Genomic DNA, 18,359 nt, shown 5'->3' on the forward strand with positions numbered 1-18,359 from the left:
AAGCTGCATAAGCCGGATAATAGCCCTGCTCAATATTGAGCAGGGCCATCCCACAGGGGGACTATCCTATACTCCAGTAAGCGTTGCGACGCCAGCCGGCGGAACAGGAAGAGAATGGACGCCTTCTTTCATTTGAAACAAGGATTGTTCCACAACATTCCCCATGCAATCCTTAATCTCTAGAGTCCGGCTCCCGCCATCCCTGTCCAATTCCAAAATTACGCCGTCGCTCCGAGTACCATTGACAAGAATGATCGTCTCCGGCAAATCGCGATCAAATGTTACGACCGTTCGGTAGTAGACAGCCGCAATCAACTTGTCCATATTGCTCGCCAGGACGAGCGGATATAGCAGTTCCGGATTGTGGGGTTCAAGACGTCCATCCAACAGAACGCTTCGATGCTCGTTCCAGAAAGCGAGCCAAAAGGCGGTCATTTTAACGTGTTCGACCGGCAGTCTTTCAAGGAGCACCGAGAGTTGCGGCACGGCGAACAAAACGTTAATCAATTGCAGAGCTGCGCTTTCCACCGGTTCCTCCGGGTGCCACATCAGCATATCGGAGTGGGCCGCCGTATCGCCGCACAGCAATCGGATGTCGATGGTTCGCACCCGGTTTTCGATGGCATCGTTCGGACAATCCGCTGCACGGAACATGTTCCCGTACTTGCGCATGTAGGGCCCTACATAGCTTTGACGGAATTCAATCATCACGCTTGGATTAATGCTGCGGAGCCGATCCATGATGTCGGACATGAGACGGTCAACCGCTTCCGGTACGGATACATAATCACGACCTCTGCCTGCGTCATGCTTCTTCTCCTCGGGAAGGTAGAAGCTATCCACAAAATCCAGCTTGAAACCGTCCAAATTCCACTCACGCATGGCCGTTTCATAAAGACCGATCAAATATTCCCTGACCTCGGGATAGCGTGGATCGACAACCCCGTAGCCGCGCGAATCGATTGTATAGAGCATCTTGTCGCTGAAGCGATCCCAAGCTTTGCTATGACGTCCGACATAGGGGACGGAATACCACAGCATGTATTTCATACCGAGGCTGTGTACTCTCTCGACATGAACTTTCATATCCGGTATTTTATCCGCACATACTTCCCAGTCGCCGCAAAAGGCGTAACCACGGGCATTATCGGAGGTTTGCCAGCCGTCGTCAACGATGATCGTCTCGCATCCGAGGTCTTTCGCCAAACGGCACTGCTCCTCAATCGCCTCTGGATTAATGGATTGATGAAGGCTGTACCAAGTTGAATACATGGGCTCGCGCGCGGGGGCGGGAACCGGAGACGGGGTTAACCCCGTCAGTCCGCTCCACCACTTCTGTACGTCATGCAAACTGTCGTAATAGGCCAAATTGCGCACATCCACCCGCAGCGTCGCTTCGTAATTTTCGAACGGAGATGTGGGTTCTTCAAATAAGGTAACGGAGCAATGGAACATTGCCGTTTCTTCATGAACCCCCGCTTTGCACACAACGGGATTAAGCGTGTCCGACAAAGCGAACGTCAGTCGATTGCGGCTTGCACCGTTAAACAGACAGACGACCGGCGCCGAACTGGTTGATTTACTTGGGTAGCCGCCGTTTACAAAATCAGGCATCAGCCCGCGATTCCGATTCCCATTTGGATGCCATGCGCCCTGGATATCCATGATCGGTTGCTCCCAGGACAGCCGTAATACTGGCGGTGTTTCAGGCTGTTTCGCCGTAACGGAGATATGCACGAGTTCGATTCCTTCTTCGGGAACCTCGATGGTTAAGGCTGCTTGAAACTTGTCGCCGCCGCCTGTCAATTGATAACAATGTTTGGATTGCTTTGCGGATTGCAGCATTGCGTACCTCCAGGTTATTTGTTTATCGCTGTTTGAAAAGGTAGTTGTAAATCACTTGTGCCGTTTCAGCCCGATTCGCTTCGATACGTGGACCAAATTGGCGATCCGCCTGCCCTGTCATCAAACCTAGCTCAATGGCTTGATTAATACCGTTCCTAGCCCACTCTGCAGCATTATCGCCATCTGCATATCCGACCAGCAAGTCACTGTGTGAAGTCGGGGCGCCATACCGGTATGAATAAGCTCTGACCATCAACACAGCCATTTCCTCACGGGTAATGAGGCTGTCAGGAGCAAAGCTATCCCCTGATACGCCTTGTATCAAACCCGAGTGGTACGCGATTTGCAGCTCCTTCTTGTACCATGCATTCTCCGGAACGTCCTTGAAAGGAAGCTTATCTTGCGTCGCATCTTGCAAACCGAGCAACCGAACGAGCAGCACGGCAAATTCTGCACGAGTTGTTGGAGCGTCCGGCGCATACAGGCTCTCGGTCTGGCCTTGAACAATATGCTTAGCCGTTAGTACATGGAGCGCCTGATAAGCCCAATGATCAGGTCCGACATCGGAATACGTCTTGTCGAAAGTCATCACCGCATAGCGGCTAAAATGACTGACTGCGGCAGTGATCTTCCCTTGTTTCCCTCGGTCAGTTTCACCGCCGATATAGTCCCAGTTACCGCTTTGTTCATTATCGTAATAGATGCCCAGCAGCTCAATGTCTACGCCATTTTCATTAATTGGGAGCTCGATCAGTACCGGCTCCGCAAAAGCCGATGGCTTTACGCTTCGTTCGCCGCTGCCCACCTTCAACTCGAAGCGGAAGCTTGCGCCCTGAAGCTGCAGCCCTTGACGCGAAGAACTTGCTTGTGCCAACTCGCGTTCGCTTCCAGTTTCCGACTGGACCCTGAATACGATATATCCGCCGCTTTTCTCCTGCTCGCTCAACAGCTTGCCTAATTGCTCCAGATTAGCTGCCGGGATCACCGCTGAGACACCCGCTGCAGCCGAGTCGATGCGCAGATCCTCACCATTCAACAGCGAGGACGCGTTAATTGGCAAAATAACCTCTGTCTTCGTCGGATCCAGTGCAATGATCTTCTTGCCTGCCGTCAGACCGGCAAGCTCCTGCACGCTGACGACCCGCCGTTCCGCTGTACCGACTGGCGTCTGCTCAACCGGTGCTATGGATGGCGAAGATGGCGCCGAACCGCCGCAGTTGCTGCAACCGGATTCCACAGCTTTCGTAAGGAGCGCTGTGTAAAGTCCGCGCTCGCTCCAATTACCGGCGGCGTCACGGGCATGGACGATGAAGGTATACGGCGTATTCGGCGTCAGACCCGTAATGAGCTGGCTTGAAGCCGCCGTATACACACTGTTGTAGACGCTGCCGGTTACGATGCCGTCCGCCATGCCATAGACCGCCCCGCTGACGCTGGTGTAAACAGCACCGGAAACGCTCGCCGACACGTGCTCGCCGTAAATAATCTGATACCCCGTCACCGCCGTATCGTCTTGTGCAGTCGTCCAGCTCAGCGACACGCGATCCGTCCCCACATCTGCTGCGGTCACACGCGCATCAGCTGGCCAAACTGGAGCTGCCATGTCAACCGTTGGCTCGACCGGTGTTGGCGGCGTGTAGTGAATGAATGCGAATGCGTCATACAGCGCTGTGTTTTTCGAATCGGCCGTCCCTTGGGTCCACTGGATAAAATCGTCTCGGCCGTTCTGAAGGTCGGCATCATTGACAGCCACGTTAAAGCCGATCTTTCCGCCGAGTTGCGGCTTCAAGTCTTTGACATAGGATGCCGGAATTTTCAATTCGTAAATTGTTCGATGAGCGGCTTCGTCCCGAATGGCCTGGAATGGCGTCTGTCCGCTGATGTCGCCGTTCGGGTTCGGCTGCGACGAGTTGAAAATGTTAACGAGCGGCCTGCCGTCATCCGTCAGCGCAAAGCCCCATTCCGTATCATCTGCACCGTAAGGAGCCTCCCGATTATTTAGCGGGTCAAGGCTGACTTGAACAGAGTCGTTCTTCCACATGTTGGCAGCATTCTCAGACTGCTTGTGAATGTCGTCTTGCACCGAAACCGCGACGTACATGCCGTCTGGAGCCCACTTGGCGTACGCCGTCGCTTCGAGATTAGCGGGATCGCGATAACCGCTTGAATGCTGCGACTTGCTGCGCAGATGAAACGGGAACGCATCTTGCCAATCGCTTAAGTCACCGTCAATTGTAATGACGCCAGCTTCCTGAATGAGGTTGAATTCGAGCGGTAGCGCCGGGTCGTGGTAAATCACTTTATTCCGTGACGTCTCTTCGATTTGCATATCTACCGTATATTCATTGAACGGAACCGGTTGATGATAATTCCACTGGAAGTCCATTCTCGCAACGCTGCCCTTTTGCAAATTGCTGAACGTGTCAGTCGTAACTGGTTCTAAAAAGACACCGTCTGGTCCTTTGATTGTCACTTTTCCCGTCTTGGCGAAAGACGATGTTCCCGTCAGCTGCACGGACAGCACATCCAGTTGTTCGATCGTCATCTTCGCGGGAAGCAATTTTACATCCAGACCGTCCTCCACCGTCAACTGTACATTCTTCACGTCGAACGGCGCTCCATGATGCAAAATATCAAAACGAACATCATAGCGTCCCTTGAGCGTATTCTCCGGCACGAGCACAGAATATGGGGTGTCCAGCGAGCTTTGTGCCGGAATGGTCAGCACGGATGACGCCGGAGCCGATTGTGACGCTTCCCAGCCGTCCGGTACTTTCAACTGCACCGTCACCTCTTGGGGAGCATCCGTATTGTTCACAAGAGATAACGTCAGCGTATTCGCGTAGCCTGCTTCGCCGTTAGCTTGCGTCGGCACAACGTTGGCCAGCACGCCGATGAATTTTGCCCCTTCGGAATCGATGATCGCCGTTGCCGCATTCGTGAACTCGCGCGCCAGCACATTGTACGCATAGCTTTCTGCGTAACTGCCCCGGCTCTGTGCAGCTTCCGCCAACCTGCCGTATCGGTTCAGTCGCAGCACTGCCGCCGTCGAGATCGGCATCACACTATAATCGCCTTTCTTGGCATTGAATGCCGTTGTCGTCGCCTGCACGGCGGACGCGTAATCCAGATGGTTCGAGCCTAGGCCATGGAGAGCGTAAACCAATGCGACAGATGTGCTTTCCGCCATATTGTACAGTGCCTCAAGCGCTACATAACCGGGAGCCTGCTCCAAGGAGCCGTCCTTGATCTGACCGGCAATTTGTGCCATCAAAGCGTAAATATCCTTGATGCCCTGCTCGACTCCCGCAGCCTGGCTGCCGCTGGCCATCGCAGACGCAAGCTGCGTCTGAATGCGATTCAGCTCCGCCAAATCGGCCGCAATCACAGCGCCGCCGCCCGACTTCTGCGCCAAGATCAGCTTGCCCTCCGCTTGCTGCCGCTTGCTGCTCAGCAGCTTCACTGCGGACTTGAAGACAAAATCGGCGGAAGCGCCTGTTATATATATTGGCGAGCCAGATACCGTAAGCTGCACATCGCCATTGGCGGCAGATTGAACGGGCTCATTGACGCCGTTAATATTCTTGACGCTCGCGCCGGCTGGGCTGAATGGAAGCGTAATCGTGCTAACCGGTGGCTTGACGGCCGGATTGTCTTTGTGATCCACCTTTTTCCAGGCAACCACAACCGGTACGCCATCATTCAAAAATACTTGAACGGCGACATCGGGATCTGACGTATCCCACGTTCCGATATACTTGGCCTGATCCAGTGTCGTCATCAGCTGATTAACGGCGGCGTAAGCCAGCTTCGGCCTGCCGTCATTGTCTGTGATCCCCCAGAAAATATCGTAGTACCTGTCATCCGTGCCGTCGTTTTTGTAATTGTAATACTCGTAAGCTTTCACTTGATCGGTGACCATGTAGTTCAGGAATGCACGCACGATGTAGTCCCGCTGCGTCTCTTCCGATACCGACGGATAGCCCGCTTTGGCCGTCGGCCAGCCGCCCTCAGTTAAGTAGTAATCTTTCCATCCGCCGTAAGCGTTAACAAGATCTTTAACGCCATCCATCATCGCCTGTAAATTGCCGTCAGGCATCGAATTGTACACGTACGGATGATAGGAGTACGCGTCGGCATAATCAAATGAACCGGCTTCCAGTTCTTTCGGCAATACGCTGCGCACGCTAGAGGTATGATCCCCTGCAAGCAGCATCGCGTCTGGATCAGCCTTCTTCATATTCAGATAAGCCACTTTTTGCAATTGAACGAACTCACTGGGTACATAAGGTTTGGAGAATATCTCCGGTTCGTTCGGCATTTCCCATTGCCGGATTCGGCCCTTATACCGGTTTACGGTGTTCGCAACGAAGTCGCCCAATGCCTTCAGTGAAGAGGTTGTATTGACGGTTCCTTCCTGATAATAAGCATTTCTATCGATGCCGAGCACGGTAATCTGGTTGAACCCGTAGGAAAAGAGTTTATCCAACTGCTGGTCAACTCTGCTGTAGTCGTACACGGGGTTCCCCGATGCGTTCTGTGCATGTTTATCAACATCGTCCCACGTAATGCCTGAACGATGAGAGCGCGCACCTAACTTGCGAGCACCATCGATAATATCGTCGTTCCAGTTGAGCGCATAGTGCGTGTTCAGACCGAACTTGCTCTCATTGTCCAGGTCGGGCGTTTGCACCGGCGCAGCCTTATTCACGACCACAAGCCTCATTTTTTTCGACTTGGAAGGCTGTGTGATGCCATCCACCTTAAATTGTGCCGATACTTCGTAAGTTCCGATATCGCGGATATTTGGCGTGAACGCCTCTGTGTCGGTTGTCTTTGCGTATTTGTCCAAATTGTACGTCTTCGTGCCGGAAGCAACGACCGCTTGGTTGCCATCCGCTCGACGTACCGTGTAATCAATTTGAATTGCATGCGCTTCCGCACCAGCTTCCAGTGCCAGCTTGAACCCCGGCGGCTCCGCTTGCGTATAGATACCTGCGTAATTGCCGGACGGCTGCAGATCAATGACATAGGGGGACTGAATCGGTTCGATGTCCAAGTTATCAATCAAGAGATTGATACCGCCGACCACATTCCACTGAAAATATCCTTTTTTCAGCGCTAGGGGATCGGAATCATCTCCGCTAGCGATCTCCACACCGTCAATGAACAACTTGTGCGTAATTCCGCTGATGCGCAGCTCGTAGTCGTGCCATTCATCCAGCAGCGACTTTACATAGTTGGCAATGTAATAGTTACCGCCGAGCGTCGTTTTGCGCATGAGGAAATACTTGGAGTTATGCGTCGCCCACTCTAATGCATTATTGTTGGCATCATCCGTCGCACGGTAGCGAAAACGCCATGTATTTTGGACTGCCGTGCTCGTCCGCTCATATTTGGCTTTAAACTTGACGACAAAATTGTCCGCATTTTGATACATCGGCAAGTTCAGCTTGGCACTGCCCGAACCATTCAGGTTGAATACCTTGTTGCCGTCAGGCAACTGTATGACCCTGGTGTTGCCGCCCACTTTCCAACCGGCAGGCGCCGCATTCACCGTTTCACCTTCAAAATCATTCACATACGGCACAATCTCCCCGATAGAAACCGTCATGGCTCCCGTCCCCGGATAGCGTGTCGTTCGGCCTTCACCATCCTGAGCCGTCAAGTAGTAACGAATGTGGCTGAACTGGTTCGTGCCAGCAATCGTCCCCGTATACGGGCCGTTTCCGCTGCCTGTCGCTTGAATGGCCTGATCAAGAGCTTCGTCTCCATAACCGTAATGGATTTCAGCGGATACAGGTGATCTCGAGCCCGTCAGCGTAAATGAAACCGGTAAATCGGCATAATACGGAATTTCTGACATAGGCGTATGCTCGATCGTAAAGGCAGGCTGGGCGACAATTGGCGAAACCGTCAATTGGTCAACATTTAAGCTGACAGCCGGGCCGATACTTTTTACAGAAAAGCCGACTCCTCCCTCAATCAACGATGTATCAGTGAAAGTTGTCACCGCAACCCCGTCTATGGAAAGCTTAAAGTTGCTTCCCTTAACCTCAATTTGATATTGATGCCAATCTGTCAGATTGAATCCAGAGATAGCTGAGCCGATATCTACAGGTGTGCCAACCTGAACGTTAGTTGATGAGTTAGGATATTTCCACAGCTCAACGGATTTTGTATTTTTAAATTCCAAAAAGTAATAATTCGTGCCGGACGAATACCGGAATATAGCACGGAACCGATCTCCCTTTGCTGAAAATCCGACGTTGTAATCGGTAGAACTGTATGGAAGCTTGGAAGATTTGACCACCGCACGCTGCGGCGATGTTGTCGATGTCGCCCCTTTCAATTGCGCAGCTTCTCCACTTCCTTCAATCGTCCATGCTGTACTGCCAAATAAATCCCAATTGCCTAATCCACCTGCGAAGCTGTCCGTAAATAGCGGGGTCGCCTCAGTCGCTTCAGCGCTTAACGAGTACCATGGCAAGAGAAGAACAGCAAGAAGCAAACATAAAGCCCGAATCCAATTTCTTTTCATACGCTAATTCACCTCCTAAATGTGTAACAAGAGCTCCCACCTCTACTGGCAAACCGTAAGTGGCGGGAGATATTCAATACTTCTGGTGAGTCCAATAAAGAAAGTGCTTACATTTGTAAGATTATATAGGAAGTCAAGAGGCGGAAAAACCGGAGAAAAGGACGATTCCACCCGGGAAAAGTCTTAATTATGATTCGTCCTGTTTTAAAGTGCAAGAAGCCAGCAAACTCAAGGGTTTGCTGGCTTTTCTTATAAAATCCAAACCGCAGCGAATTACTCCTTTGTCATTCAACTATCGCTCCCGGTTAGTTTGGTATTAGTTTAATGTAATCGAGTGACAGATCGTAGTCTGAACTGGAGGCATTTTTACCTGCAACGTTAAACTTGAATGATTTGTCGCCTGCTGAGCTGAAGGTGATCGTGGCCACATTCAGTTCCACATAGTTAAATGCAGATGAATATAAATCCTGAACCGGACCGTGATTGATACCGTTAACCGATAACTGGAACTGTCCCCGGTTGTTCCCCTTTTTCACACCGACCTTTACAATATAGCTGCGCGCTTCAGGCACATTCACTGTGTATGTCACATAGTCATTGACAGCATCGGCATTTAGTGCTGTTCCGTATCCACTACTCAGATTAACATCCGTACCGTTTCCATTTCCGAACATGGCGTGTTTGTCCCCTGAGGTTGCGCTTACCATTAAGTTTTCTGTTTCATAGCGGCTGCTTTGAACGGAAATATTATCATATTTAGCAGTGGAATCATAGGTTCTAACTCCTACCGTCCCACTCTTATAGGCTGAATCCGTCACACTAAGCTTAGGCGTTGTCAGATCACCAACATACACTTTAATAGCACTATCTTGCGCGACAATTTTAACATGATACTTTGTATTTGCCGTCAAGCTCATAGAAGCTGTGGAAAGCGATGTCCAGTTATTGTTTGCCTTCCCGATGATAACCTGCTGATTCGGAACATCGAGTCCGGCATAGTAGCCTTGGTAAGCATCCGCACCCGTTCCAGGATTGGATACCCTAAATACTAGACCCGCATTACCGGTCGAACCTGGTGTTACATCAGCTTCATAAATGACATCTGAGAAATTGCTGTCCAAAAGAGCTTTGGCTCCCGGATTTGATGCTACATTATATTGACCGCCTGATGCTGTCCATGTACCGCCATATTGGGTCCATCCTGTATCATTACTGTCATCAAAATTATCTTCTAAGGCCATTTCGACGGGTTTAATCGAATTATCAGGATTAAATTCAAATTTATCAAATGCCAGTACGCGTTGTGAACTGCTCAGGTAACGCTTATGGTAAAAAATGTACCAATCATTTGTTGTAGGTGATTGAATAATGCCGTTATGACCAGGTCCATCAGCTGTTGTTGTATCGGTATGCAGCATGATTCCTTGCGGTACAAATGGTCCTGTTACAGAGGTGGACGTTGCATACATGACCTTATAAGAGGAATCTGCCCAAACGCCTGCAGCATAAGTCAAATAGTAAATCCCGTTTCGCTTAAACACTTTTGGCGCTTCAAAATAATCATTAACGCCAGTTTTAGTGGGAGTAACTTTCTTATAGACGGTTCCATCCGACCATGTTCCCAGAGACTTCATGTCAGCGTTAAGCTTTACAACATTACACTCGCCCCAGCTGCCATAATACATATACGCCTGACCGTCGTCATCAATAAATACATCCTGATCCATTGGACCTGCGCCATTTCTTACAACATTGATAAGGGGGGCGCCAATCGCATCGGTATAAGGACCTTGTGGATTATCAGCGACCGCAACACCGATTCCGCCTAGTTGCCCATCGCCATTGATGGCGTTAGCAGCAAAATAGATGTAGTATTTCCCATCGCGATAAGCCCCGCTTGGTGCCCACAATGAATGTTGAATCCAAGATACATTGGCCGAACTGATGACATTCGAATATTTGGTCCAATTGACCATGTCCGTTGAAGAGAAGATGTCCACCGATTTGGCGCCAGTGCCAGATTCACCAACTTGAGTCGAACGAGTCGGATACACCCAATAGGTCCCATTAAAATTTTGTACATCAGGATCAGCGTAATAACCATCCGCAAATTGTGGACCATTGTGAATCGGAGCAGCATTAGCTAGTCCCGGTAACGATACGATCAAGCCAAATATAATCGAAAAGCAAAACAATACATAATTTGATTTTTTAATTTTCCCCATCATATAACCTCCTTTTATCACTGACAGCTTACTCTTCTCAGTAAAAGAAAACGCTTACAAATTAATCGAAATTGAATTATTTTTCGCCTAATAAAATTAACCGTTACATATTTACCTCCTCCCAGAAACTGTATTTGCCACAGTTGCCTAGTTGCTTTGGATGCTAGGACCCATTGTTCTTTGAACTCTTTCTCTACGGCGATGTGGTCTCCGCTCAGCACAAATGTGCTCCGGAAGGAGTCCCTGTCGGTAATTCAAAACAGAGATCTCATGTAAAGTATTATACGCTCATAATTTTTATAAAAAATGTAATTTTTTAAATTACTTTTTGTAAAAAATTAAATTTGAGGAGATGACAAAGAAACCAAATGCACAAATGACAAAAGAGCTGTTAGGAGACAAATAAGTTTTGACATTCAGCGTAACGCTTATGGTAACGTAGATTTTTTTCCTAACTCCCCCATTTCACGCATTCCTGTTTCACACTTTTTCCTTGATTTCCCCGTCATTTAAAGAGGAGGGATCCTCCTGGCAACACAATAGCCTTTGGGACCCCCCTCGTATATCGTTTTACCTTGATAGCAGATTATAAAGTACCTGTGCGATTTCCGCTCTGGTGGCAGTGCTTGCCGGCGTTAGCTGCTCGGCACTCCCCCCAATAATTCCAGCTTCAACTAAAAATGTCATGGATCCCTTAGCCCAGGATGCGATATGCTCCGCATCGCTGAAGCTTGAAAGTCTTTTGCCTGAATTGCTCTGCGGCAACTCGTCAGAGACTTTTAAAGCATTATACAGCAAAGTAAACATTTCTTGTCGGGTGATCTCCCTAGTGGGATCATACCTATTGTTTCCAGTTCCCTCGGCTATTCCCAACCTTTTCGCCGCAGCCAGATAGCCGGCATAATAGGAGCTGCCTGCATCTATGAAGTTATTCAGCTGGTTGTCATCCGGGACTATTTGATAAGCTCTCATCAGCATTACAAGGAAATCACCGCGGGTCAGCTTTGCATTGGGACTGAAATTGCCGTTGCCCGTGCCTGTAGTAATACTTCTCGCTCCAACAAAGCCCACTGCCTTGTTATACCATGCAGTTGCCGCTACATCTGCAAAGCTAACCTTATTATAACCCACAGCGTAGTAACTGAAATGAGTGGTGGTGAAGGTCACAGTGCCGGCAGAAGGGTCATAGTGCCCGTTTGGTATCGCTATGCTCTTACCATTTCCATCAATGTACCAAATGATGATTCCTTCAGAATTTACAAGTTCTGCTGCTGTTGGCGAGTAGGGTATAGATACCGTCACAGGTGCGTCCGGGTTGTTCCACTCTAATTGCTTACCATCTATGGACATGGAGAGCTTGATTAGCGGCCTTTCACCAATGACTGTTTTTGCAGCCTCGGGCAGTAAGGATTTGTCATCCTGGCTTATCGAAATTTCAACTTTTGTACCGACTGTTCCTTTTGTGCCCGACAGCATATTTGATGGAACAGTAATGCTACCATTAACGGTATTAACCGTCAGAGCGCCTTGCTTATCCGCCGTTGATAGGTATGAAATTGGAATGCCCATCGTATAGGTAATAACGTCCGGTATGGATGGTACTGTGATAATAGAAGTTCTGCCATTCGATGTTAGGTTATCGATTGGAGCCGTGTCGAACACGGCGGTCCCAGTTTTTGCATCAATTGTTACACTCAGATTAGTATCTTTTGTACTATTTCCCGATGCATCCTTTACTTTGATGATTGCACTATAGTCTTTTGCAGGTGGTATGGAAGAACTGCTGCTTCCGCTGCTGCTTGTGGAACCAGGTTTTTCCTCAAATACAGCCTTTACAGTCACAGCCTCATTGGGCATGGTGAAGGTATTTCCAGTAATGGCTAGTCCTGTTGGACTGATAACCTTCCACTGTTTGAAGATATAGCTCGCCTCAGGCTTTGCCATTAATTTAACTACATCGCCATATACCGCGGAAGCAACATCGGAACTTGCTGCGCCTTGGCCTTCGGTTTCGACTGTTATGTTGTGACTGGATGACAAAATCGGTTTGAGCTCATGCGCAAATTCCCATCCTCTGCTTTCATCCGTTCGGATCTCCCAGTCAAAGGCGCCGCGGAGTGCTGGGTATTTCACCTTGAGCTGGTTCCATGTCGTTACAACTTCACCCACCGTCATGTAATTAGCTGCATCGCTTACTCCGAATCCAACTGAAACATGCTCCGCTCCAAGCGCAGTTACCCACTTGTCGAGATTGCTTATAACAAATGCCGGATCATCCAGCCCCGGGCCATCGTAGTACTGTGGCGCGGCATAATCCAAAGCCCCTGCCTGTACCATCGCTGTGCAGAATACCAGATCGGCCGCTCTCCACGGGGCAGGAGGCGTTGTAATCATAAAGCCAGGGAACATTCTCTTGAGCTCCAGGCTAATCCAGATCATCTCATCCGTACTTGCTGAAGTAGAACCCTCGTAGTTATTCCAATCGATTCCGTCGAAACCGCCCAATTGATCGTAAATATTAACAATGCTGTCTATAAAGTTCTGCGATCTCTCGCGGTTATCGAAAGTGATGCCAGCATGTGCTCCGCCAACTGTCAATATTGCCTTTCGCCCCTGAACAGTTCGAGCATACCTGATATCCTCGATCAAGTTGTCGGCCGCCCCTCTGCCATTACCAGGAGTTGTCCAATATACAGCTCCTGTTGTGCCTGGCGCACCGCCAACCGGTTGTGCATGGAACAGATAGATTAAATTGTAACCAGGATCAATATCTCTTACACGGATCGCAGATGGCGTCCAGTAAGTCCAATACCCGCCTAACACCTTGGTAAGAGGTGGATTGACAACAGGTGTTCCTTCAAATATGGCCTCTATGGTCACCGTCTCATCCGGCATGATGAATGTGTTTCCATTTATGGCCAATCCTGCTGGACTGATAACTTTCCATTCCTTGAAGTTGGCTCCCGCCATAGGTGTGGTTGTTAATTTAATTGGGGTGCCCCTTAATGCAGAATTAACATTTGCGCTTGCACCGCCTAGCCCCCCAGATTTGACTTTGATGCTGTGACTGACCGGTGCGGCGCCGTCAATAATATTGACTGTGAATTTTACGGGGCTTCCGTTATCAAAATTGATTGTAAATTCCGCCTTGCTACCATTTGCAAGTCCAAGCGCAGCCAGATAGCTGCTCTTGATCGTCAAGGCGCTTCCTGTAATGACGTACCCATCCGGCGTTGTTACCGAGTTACCGGCGTATACGACGCCAGTGACAGCGCTCGCTTTATTCCATACGATATTGAAACTTACATCACTAGGTGAAGCTACATCAAAATTGGCGCTCTCTGGAGCGATTTTTGCATCTATGGTCGCAGAATCCTTCAACGTACTCACTGTCAAAACTGGTTTATTAGATATGTTTTCTTTGCTGTTAAAAGTTATCGTGGCGCCGCTATTACTCTCATCTTGAATCTTGAAGGTCATCTTTTGGCCTTTTCCCAGCTGGCTGTTTACATAACTCGCGGCGTCGATCGTGTACCAACCGGATGCCATTACGTTGATTGTGCCAATCGCCACTGCGTCTGTACTGCTGGGCTGTTGATTCCATGTGATACCTGTTTCACTCCATATATCACCACCAGTAAGTCCGTATATCTTTAACGGCACAGCCGTCGCAGTTCCAGGCCCTGCACTGCAATATACTTTAAAGAGGGCAGACTCTACAGATGGTTCAGTAAGTTCGGCTAGATTAAAGCTTATAAACGCTTTCCGAGTATATCCCTCATCAGGATCTCCCTTCACAATGATTGATGTAGCGCTTCCAAAATTTGAATTTGCATTGTCCACCCCGTCTCGAATATAGGCATCGCCATCTGTCAGATAGTCGGCTGATACCGGCGTATATGTCGAAGCGTTTACAATAGAGATTTCGCTTCTGAAGAAAAAGGCAGAGAGTAAAGTTTCCAACATAACGGCGATTGTCAGCAGTACAACGTACTTTTTCAGAATATTTTTCAAATCAGGTCAGCTCCTCTTAGTTCGATTGTGTAGCAACATCATTATGATTTTGCCTAGACCCTGTGCGCATGGCGTACTTCAACAATCTTCACGATAAAATATCACCTCCTATCGGGATATATTCGCCCGTCAAGGTAACCGCATTATAGCCCTCCTTGTTATGGGAAATAAATCTTCACGTACACATCCTATCGTCACTTTTGCGGAAAGCGAAGAAAAAGAATATAAAAATGGAAAATTGGATACTCTTTTAATCATCCATCGTCATGCCCATTTCGTGATATAGCGTCCGTTCCAAATAGTCATGCAAATAAAACCGAGACTTCACATAGTGCTCCGCCATGTCGACTGGCTGGTATCGTTCCAGCGTTGTCATCATCCTTGGCCGGACCTTTTCTCGCCCACGACGATTCCTCTGGTATTGGTTAAGCAAAGACCTCCGTTCCGCGGCATCTCCCGGATACATCTCCCAACGATAGGCGTACTTGTGAATAGCCGGCGTTCGGTCTGTCGCTTCCTCGAAGCCGCGCATCACGCCGATTAGTTCTGCGTACTCTTTGTTTTTGTGCACCTCATCCAACAGCCGCCAGATTATTTCATAGTAGTCCTCAATGCGATAGCTTCCAATTTTGCCGTGAGCCACTTCCGGCGATATGCCGTGGAAGACGGAGAGGAAACGATCCATGTACCCTCCTGTATCGCTCCATCGGTTCCAGGACAAATCGGCATGCAGCAGCATGAGATACCACGTCGTTTCGAATATGCCGTAGGGGACGCCCAAGCTGAAGGGTCCCGTCCAGTTTGTCGCCACCATGCAGTCGATCCCGAGCTTCTCAGCTGCTTTCGTCCATTGCAATAAATTGTCCACTCGGTTCACAATCACCGGGTAATTCTGATGCTCAGCCCCGTCAAAACTTCGAACTGCTGGCGCACCCATGACCTTCAGGCCGATTCTACTGAACTTCTCGAATAATTCAGTTGTCTCCGCCTCAATGTTGCGTCCGTTATACAGCCAGATCATCGCCACACCGCGGCTATCGAGGTGTTTCAATTCTTCCTCTGGACATTTGTGCAGCATGTCGTGCCAGAAGATCGGCGTCTTCCCCCGACTAACTGCAAACGCTATGAGTCGGTTCAAGAAGGAAATGAACGCTCGTTCACGCACGCCGTCGTAGCGCTCCTGGCAGATCATGCATTCACACAAGCTGTATACTTCATCACAGCCAAGATGAATGTAGCGGGAATTCGGGTGTCGATCCATCATTTCGCCCAGCAAAGTAGTAATCAGCGCATACGTTTCCGGCCTTGAAGGGCAGATCTCGCCTGTCGACTTTTCTGTCTCTCTGAGATGCTTGTAGCCGTCAAGCCTCAAGACGTATTCCAGGTGACCGAAACATTGCTGCAAAGGAATAATCTCGATAAAGTACTCGTGCGCCATCCGCTGCAGCTCCTTGAACTGTTCTTCGCTTAGTGCGTGCTTCGGATGGACGAATTCAGGATATGCGGCGAAAGGAAACTTGTCCTCATATTCTATGAGCACCGCGTTCACCTTATAGCGGGCGAAATCCGCGAGATACGAGACCAGTTTCTCCGGTGTCGAATGGGTCTGGCGAAGATCATAATTCATGCAGCGACACGCCGTATCCGGATAATCGATAATCGTTAAGTCCGGGAGATCAGCGTTCTGATCCATTAATTGAAGCAGCGTCTGCATGCCGTAGAACAGGCCGGCCGCATCCATTGCCCGAATGCTAGTTTCGCTTCCTTGAACGGTAAGCAGATAACCTTCCTTGTGGCCGGCTAACGCTGTTAGTTCTTCATCCGTCAATTCGACAACAAGGCTATCCTTGGAAGAGATGTGCAGAGCATAACCCGTCCCTCCGATCTCTCTGCGGAAATCCATTCCAGGGTATGCTCTGCGGCAATGCCGCTCCAGTCGCGGATCGTCCCGCTCCGAACGCAGCGTCACCTTTGGATGATCATTAAGCTTAAACACGGTTGAACCGTTGGTTAAGTCGAAATGTTTTACTTGGGGTATCGTGGGATACATGCTGTGCTTCCTCCTCTAATTAATAATTCGGGCGCTATCCTCCTGCCTTGGGAAGATAACGCCCGATCATGATTTGCCTTATTACTTGACGTTCAGTTTGATGCTCTGAACGCGCTCATAAGCGTTTTTGTTCGTCTCGAGCAGCTTGACGACGCCAAGCTTGTTCATTTCACTCACGTATTGATCCCATTCATTCAAGCTTCTCGTGCCGGTCACAAATTTGGCAAAACTCTCGTCCCGATGTTTGAGAATCGCTGACCCGGTTAACGCAACAAATTGGGTTTCAGCTTCCGTAAGGGCCGGATGCGGCTGCATCGCTGGCGGATCGTACTTCGCCGCTTCCCGGAACGCATATTTCAAGTTGTCGGAGGACAGAGACACATCTGAATTGAAGTCGACCCACGTATACGTGCCGCTCGTCTTCAAACCTGTCGCTTTGCGCGTCTCTATGATGTCCTTGTATTCCGGCTTGAACTTGAGTGTGTCGCCTTCTTTGACATACGTCTCGCCTTCTTTCCCCCAGCTGACAAGCGTGCGGCCTTCATTCGAATAGAAGAAATCCATGTACTTCATGACATCTTTGATGTGTTTGGATTCGGAAGACACCGTTAGGCCGCTCTGAAGAAAGTGGAGATACGGGTTCTGCTGCTTGCCGCCCGCGATGCCGGCCGGTGGCGCCATGAACTGCATATTATACTTGGGATTTTGCTTCTGCATGGCCGTATTAAAAAAGTCGATGCGGCTGATATAATCGATCGTAATGAAAGATTTGTCTGTGGACAGCATGTCCTGCCATTGCTTCGTCTGAAGTGAGAGGAAATCCGGCGGGATTAACCCTTCGGCATAGAACTTTTTCCACGTCGAAATCATCGTTTTATAGTTGTCCTCCGTCGGTCCGTAACGCCATTCCTTCTTGTTAAAATCATAGTAAGTGCTGTCTCCCGTTTCGAAATCCACCGCCATATTTGCAGTGCTCTCGTCTTGGTTTTCCCCGTAGCGGATCGTTAGCGGATAAGAGTCAGGATATTTAGCTTTCAGCGTTTTGAGTGTGGCATACAGCTCATCGTAGTTCGCCGGAACTTTAAGGCCTTCTTTGTCGAACACGTCTTTCCGGTACATCCAAACCGTTCGGTTCGTCTCGCCAAAACCTTGGTTCGGGAACATGTACATTTTCCCGTCTGACGATAAAGCAGCTTTCGCCTCCTCCGGATATTTCCCGATCCAAGCCTTCAGATTCGGCATGTCGTCGATATATTTCAAAATATCAACGAGCGCCCCCTGCTGGCCAAACTTGTTTGAACTCTCACGGCTAGGCATGTACATCAAATCCGGCATTGTACGGGAGGCAATGGTCAGGTTCAAAGTATCTCCCAGCTTGCCGGAAGGGGTTTGAACTTCGAGTGTCACGCCCGTCTTCTCCTTGATCCATTTCCAGATTGGCCAGTCCTTCGAATACGGGAACGTCGGGTTGTTGTCGAACAGCGCCGTAAGCTTCACGTCTGGAAGTGCGGACGGTGCCGCATTGGTAACGGAGGGAGAGGTTGTTGGGCTCTCCTTGGGAGCGTTCCCGCTGCATGCGGAGAGCAAAGCCGCCGTCATAGCGGTTATTGTCAAAAGAGTAACTGGCTTTTTAATCATTTTCATCGAATCTCTCAGCTCCTTCAGTTTTAATTGTTTTGTAACG

At 49.3% G+C, this 18,359-nt stretch carries 6 protein-coding genes; all 6 read right to left on the reverse strand.

Annotated features, from left to right (window positions below; all coding sequences use genetic code 11):
- Nucleotides 1–66 precede the first annotated feature (66 nt).
- Nucleotides 67–1,845, reverse strand: coding sequence for a glycoside hydrolase family 36 protein (locus EJQ19_RS06090; RefSeq protein ID WP_126140295.1), 1,779 nt, complete (start codon nucleotides 1,843–1,845; stop codon nucleotides 67–69).
- 22 nt (nucleotides 1,846–1,867) lie between these two features.
- Nucleotides 1,868–8,386 carry an S-layer homology domain-containing protein gene (locus EJQ19_RS06095; protein ID WP_126140296.1) on the reverse strand — a complete coding sequence of 2,173 codons (6,519 nt, stop codon included), beginning with the start codon at nucleotides 8,384–8,386 and terminating at the stop codon, nucleotides 1,868–1,870.
- A gap of 305 nt (nucleotides 8,387–8,691) precedes the next feature.
- Entirely contained in the window at nucleotides 8,692–10,611 is a 1,920-nt protein-coding gene (locus tag EJQ19_RS06100) for a family 43 glycosylhydrolase (protein ID WP_164716350.1), read from the reverse strand.
- A gap of 570 nt (nucleotides 10,612–11,181) precedes the next feature.
- On the reverse strand, nucleotides 11,182–14,625 hold the full coding sequence (locus EJQ19_RS32155; protein WP_206438372.1) for a CBM96 family carbohydrate-binding protein: 3,444 nt from the start codon (nucleotides 14,623–14,625) through the stop codon (nucleotides 11,182–11,184).
- 250 nt (nucleotides 14,626–14,875) lie between these two features.
- Nucleotides 14,876–16,675, reverse strand: coding sequence for a glycoside hydrolase family 20 zincin-like fold domain-containing protein (locus EJQ19_RS06115; RefSeq protein WP_126140298.1), 1,800 nt, complete (start codon nucleotides 16,673–16,675; stop codon nucleotides 14,876–14,878).
- A gap of 81 nt (nucleotides 16,676–16,756) precedes the next feature.
- Nucleotides 16,757–18,319, reverse strand: coding sequence for a type 2 periplasmic-binding domain-containing protein (locus EJQ19_RS06120; RefSeq protein WP_241242752.1), 1,563 nt, complete (start codon nucleotides 18,317–18,319; stop codon nucleotides 16,757–16,759).
- Nucleotides 18,320–18,359 lie beyond the last annotated feature (40 nt).

This window comes from Paenibacillus whitsoniae (assembly GCF_003955665.1).
Classification (GTDB): Bacteria; Bacillota; Bacilli; order Paenibacillales; family NBRC-103111; genus Paenibacillus_E; species Paenibacillus_E whitsoniae.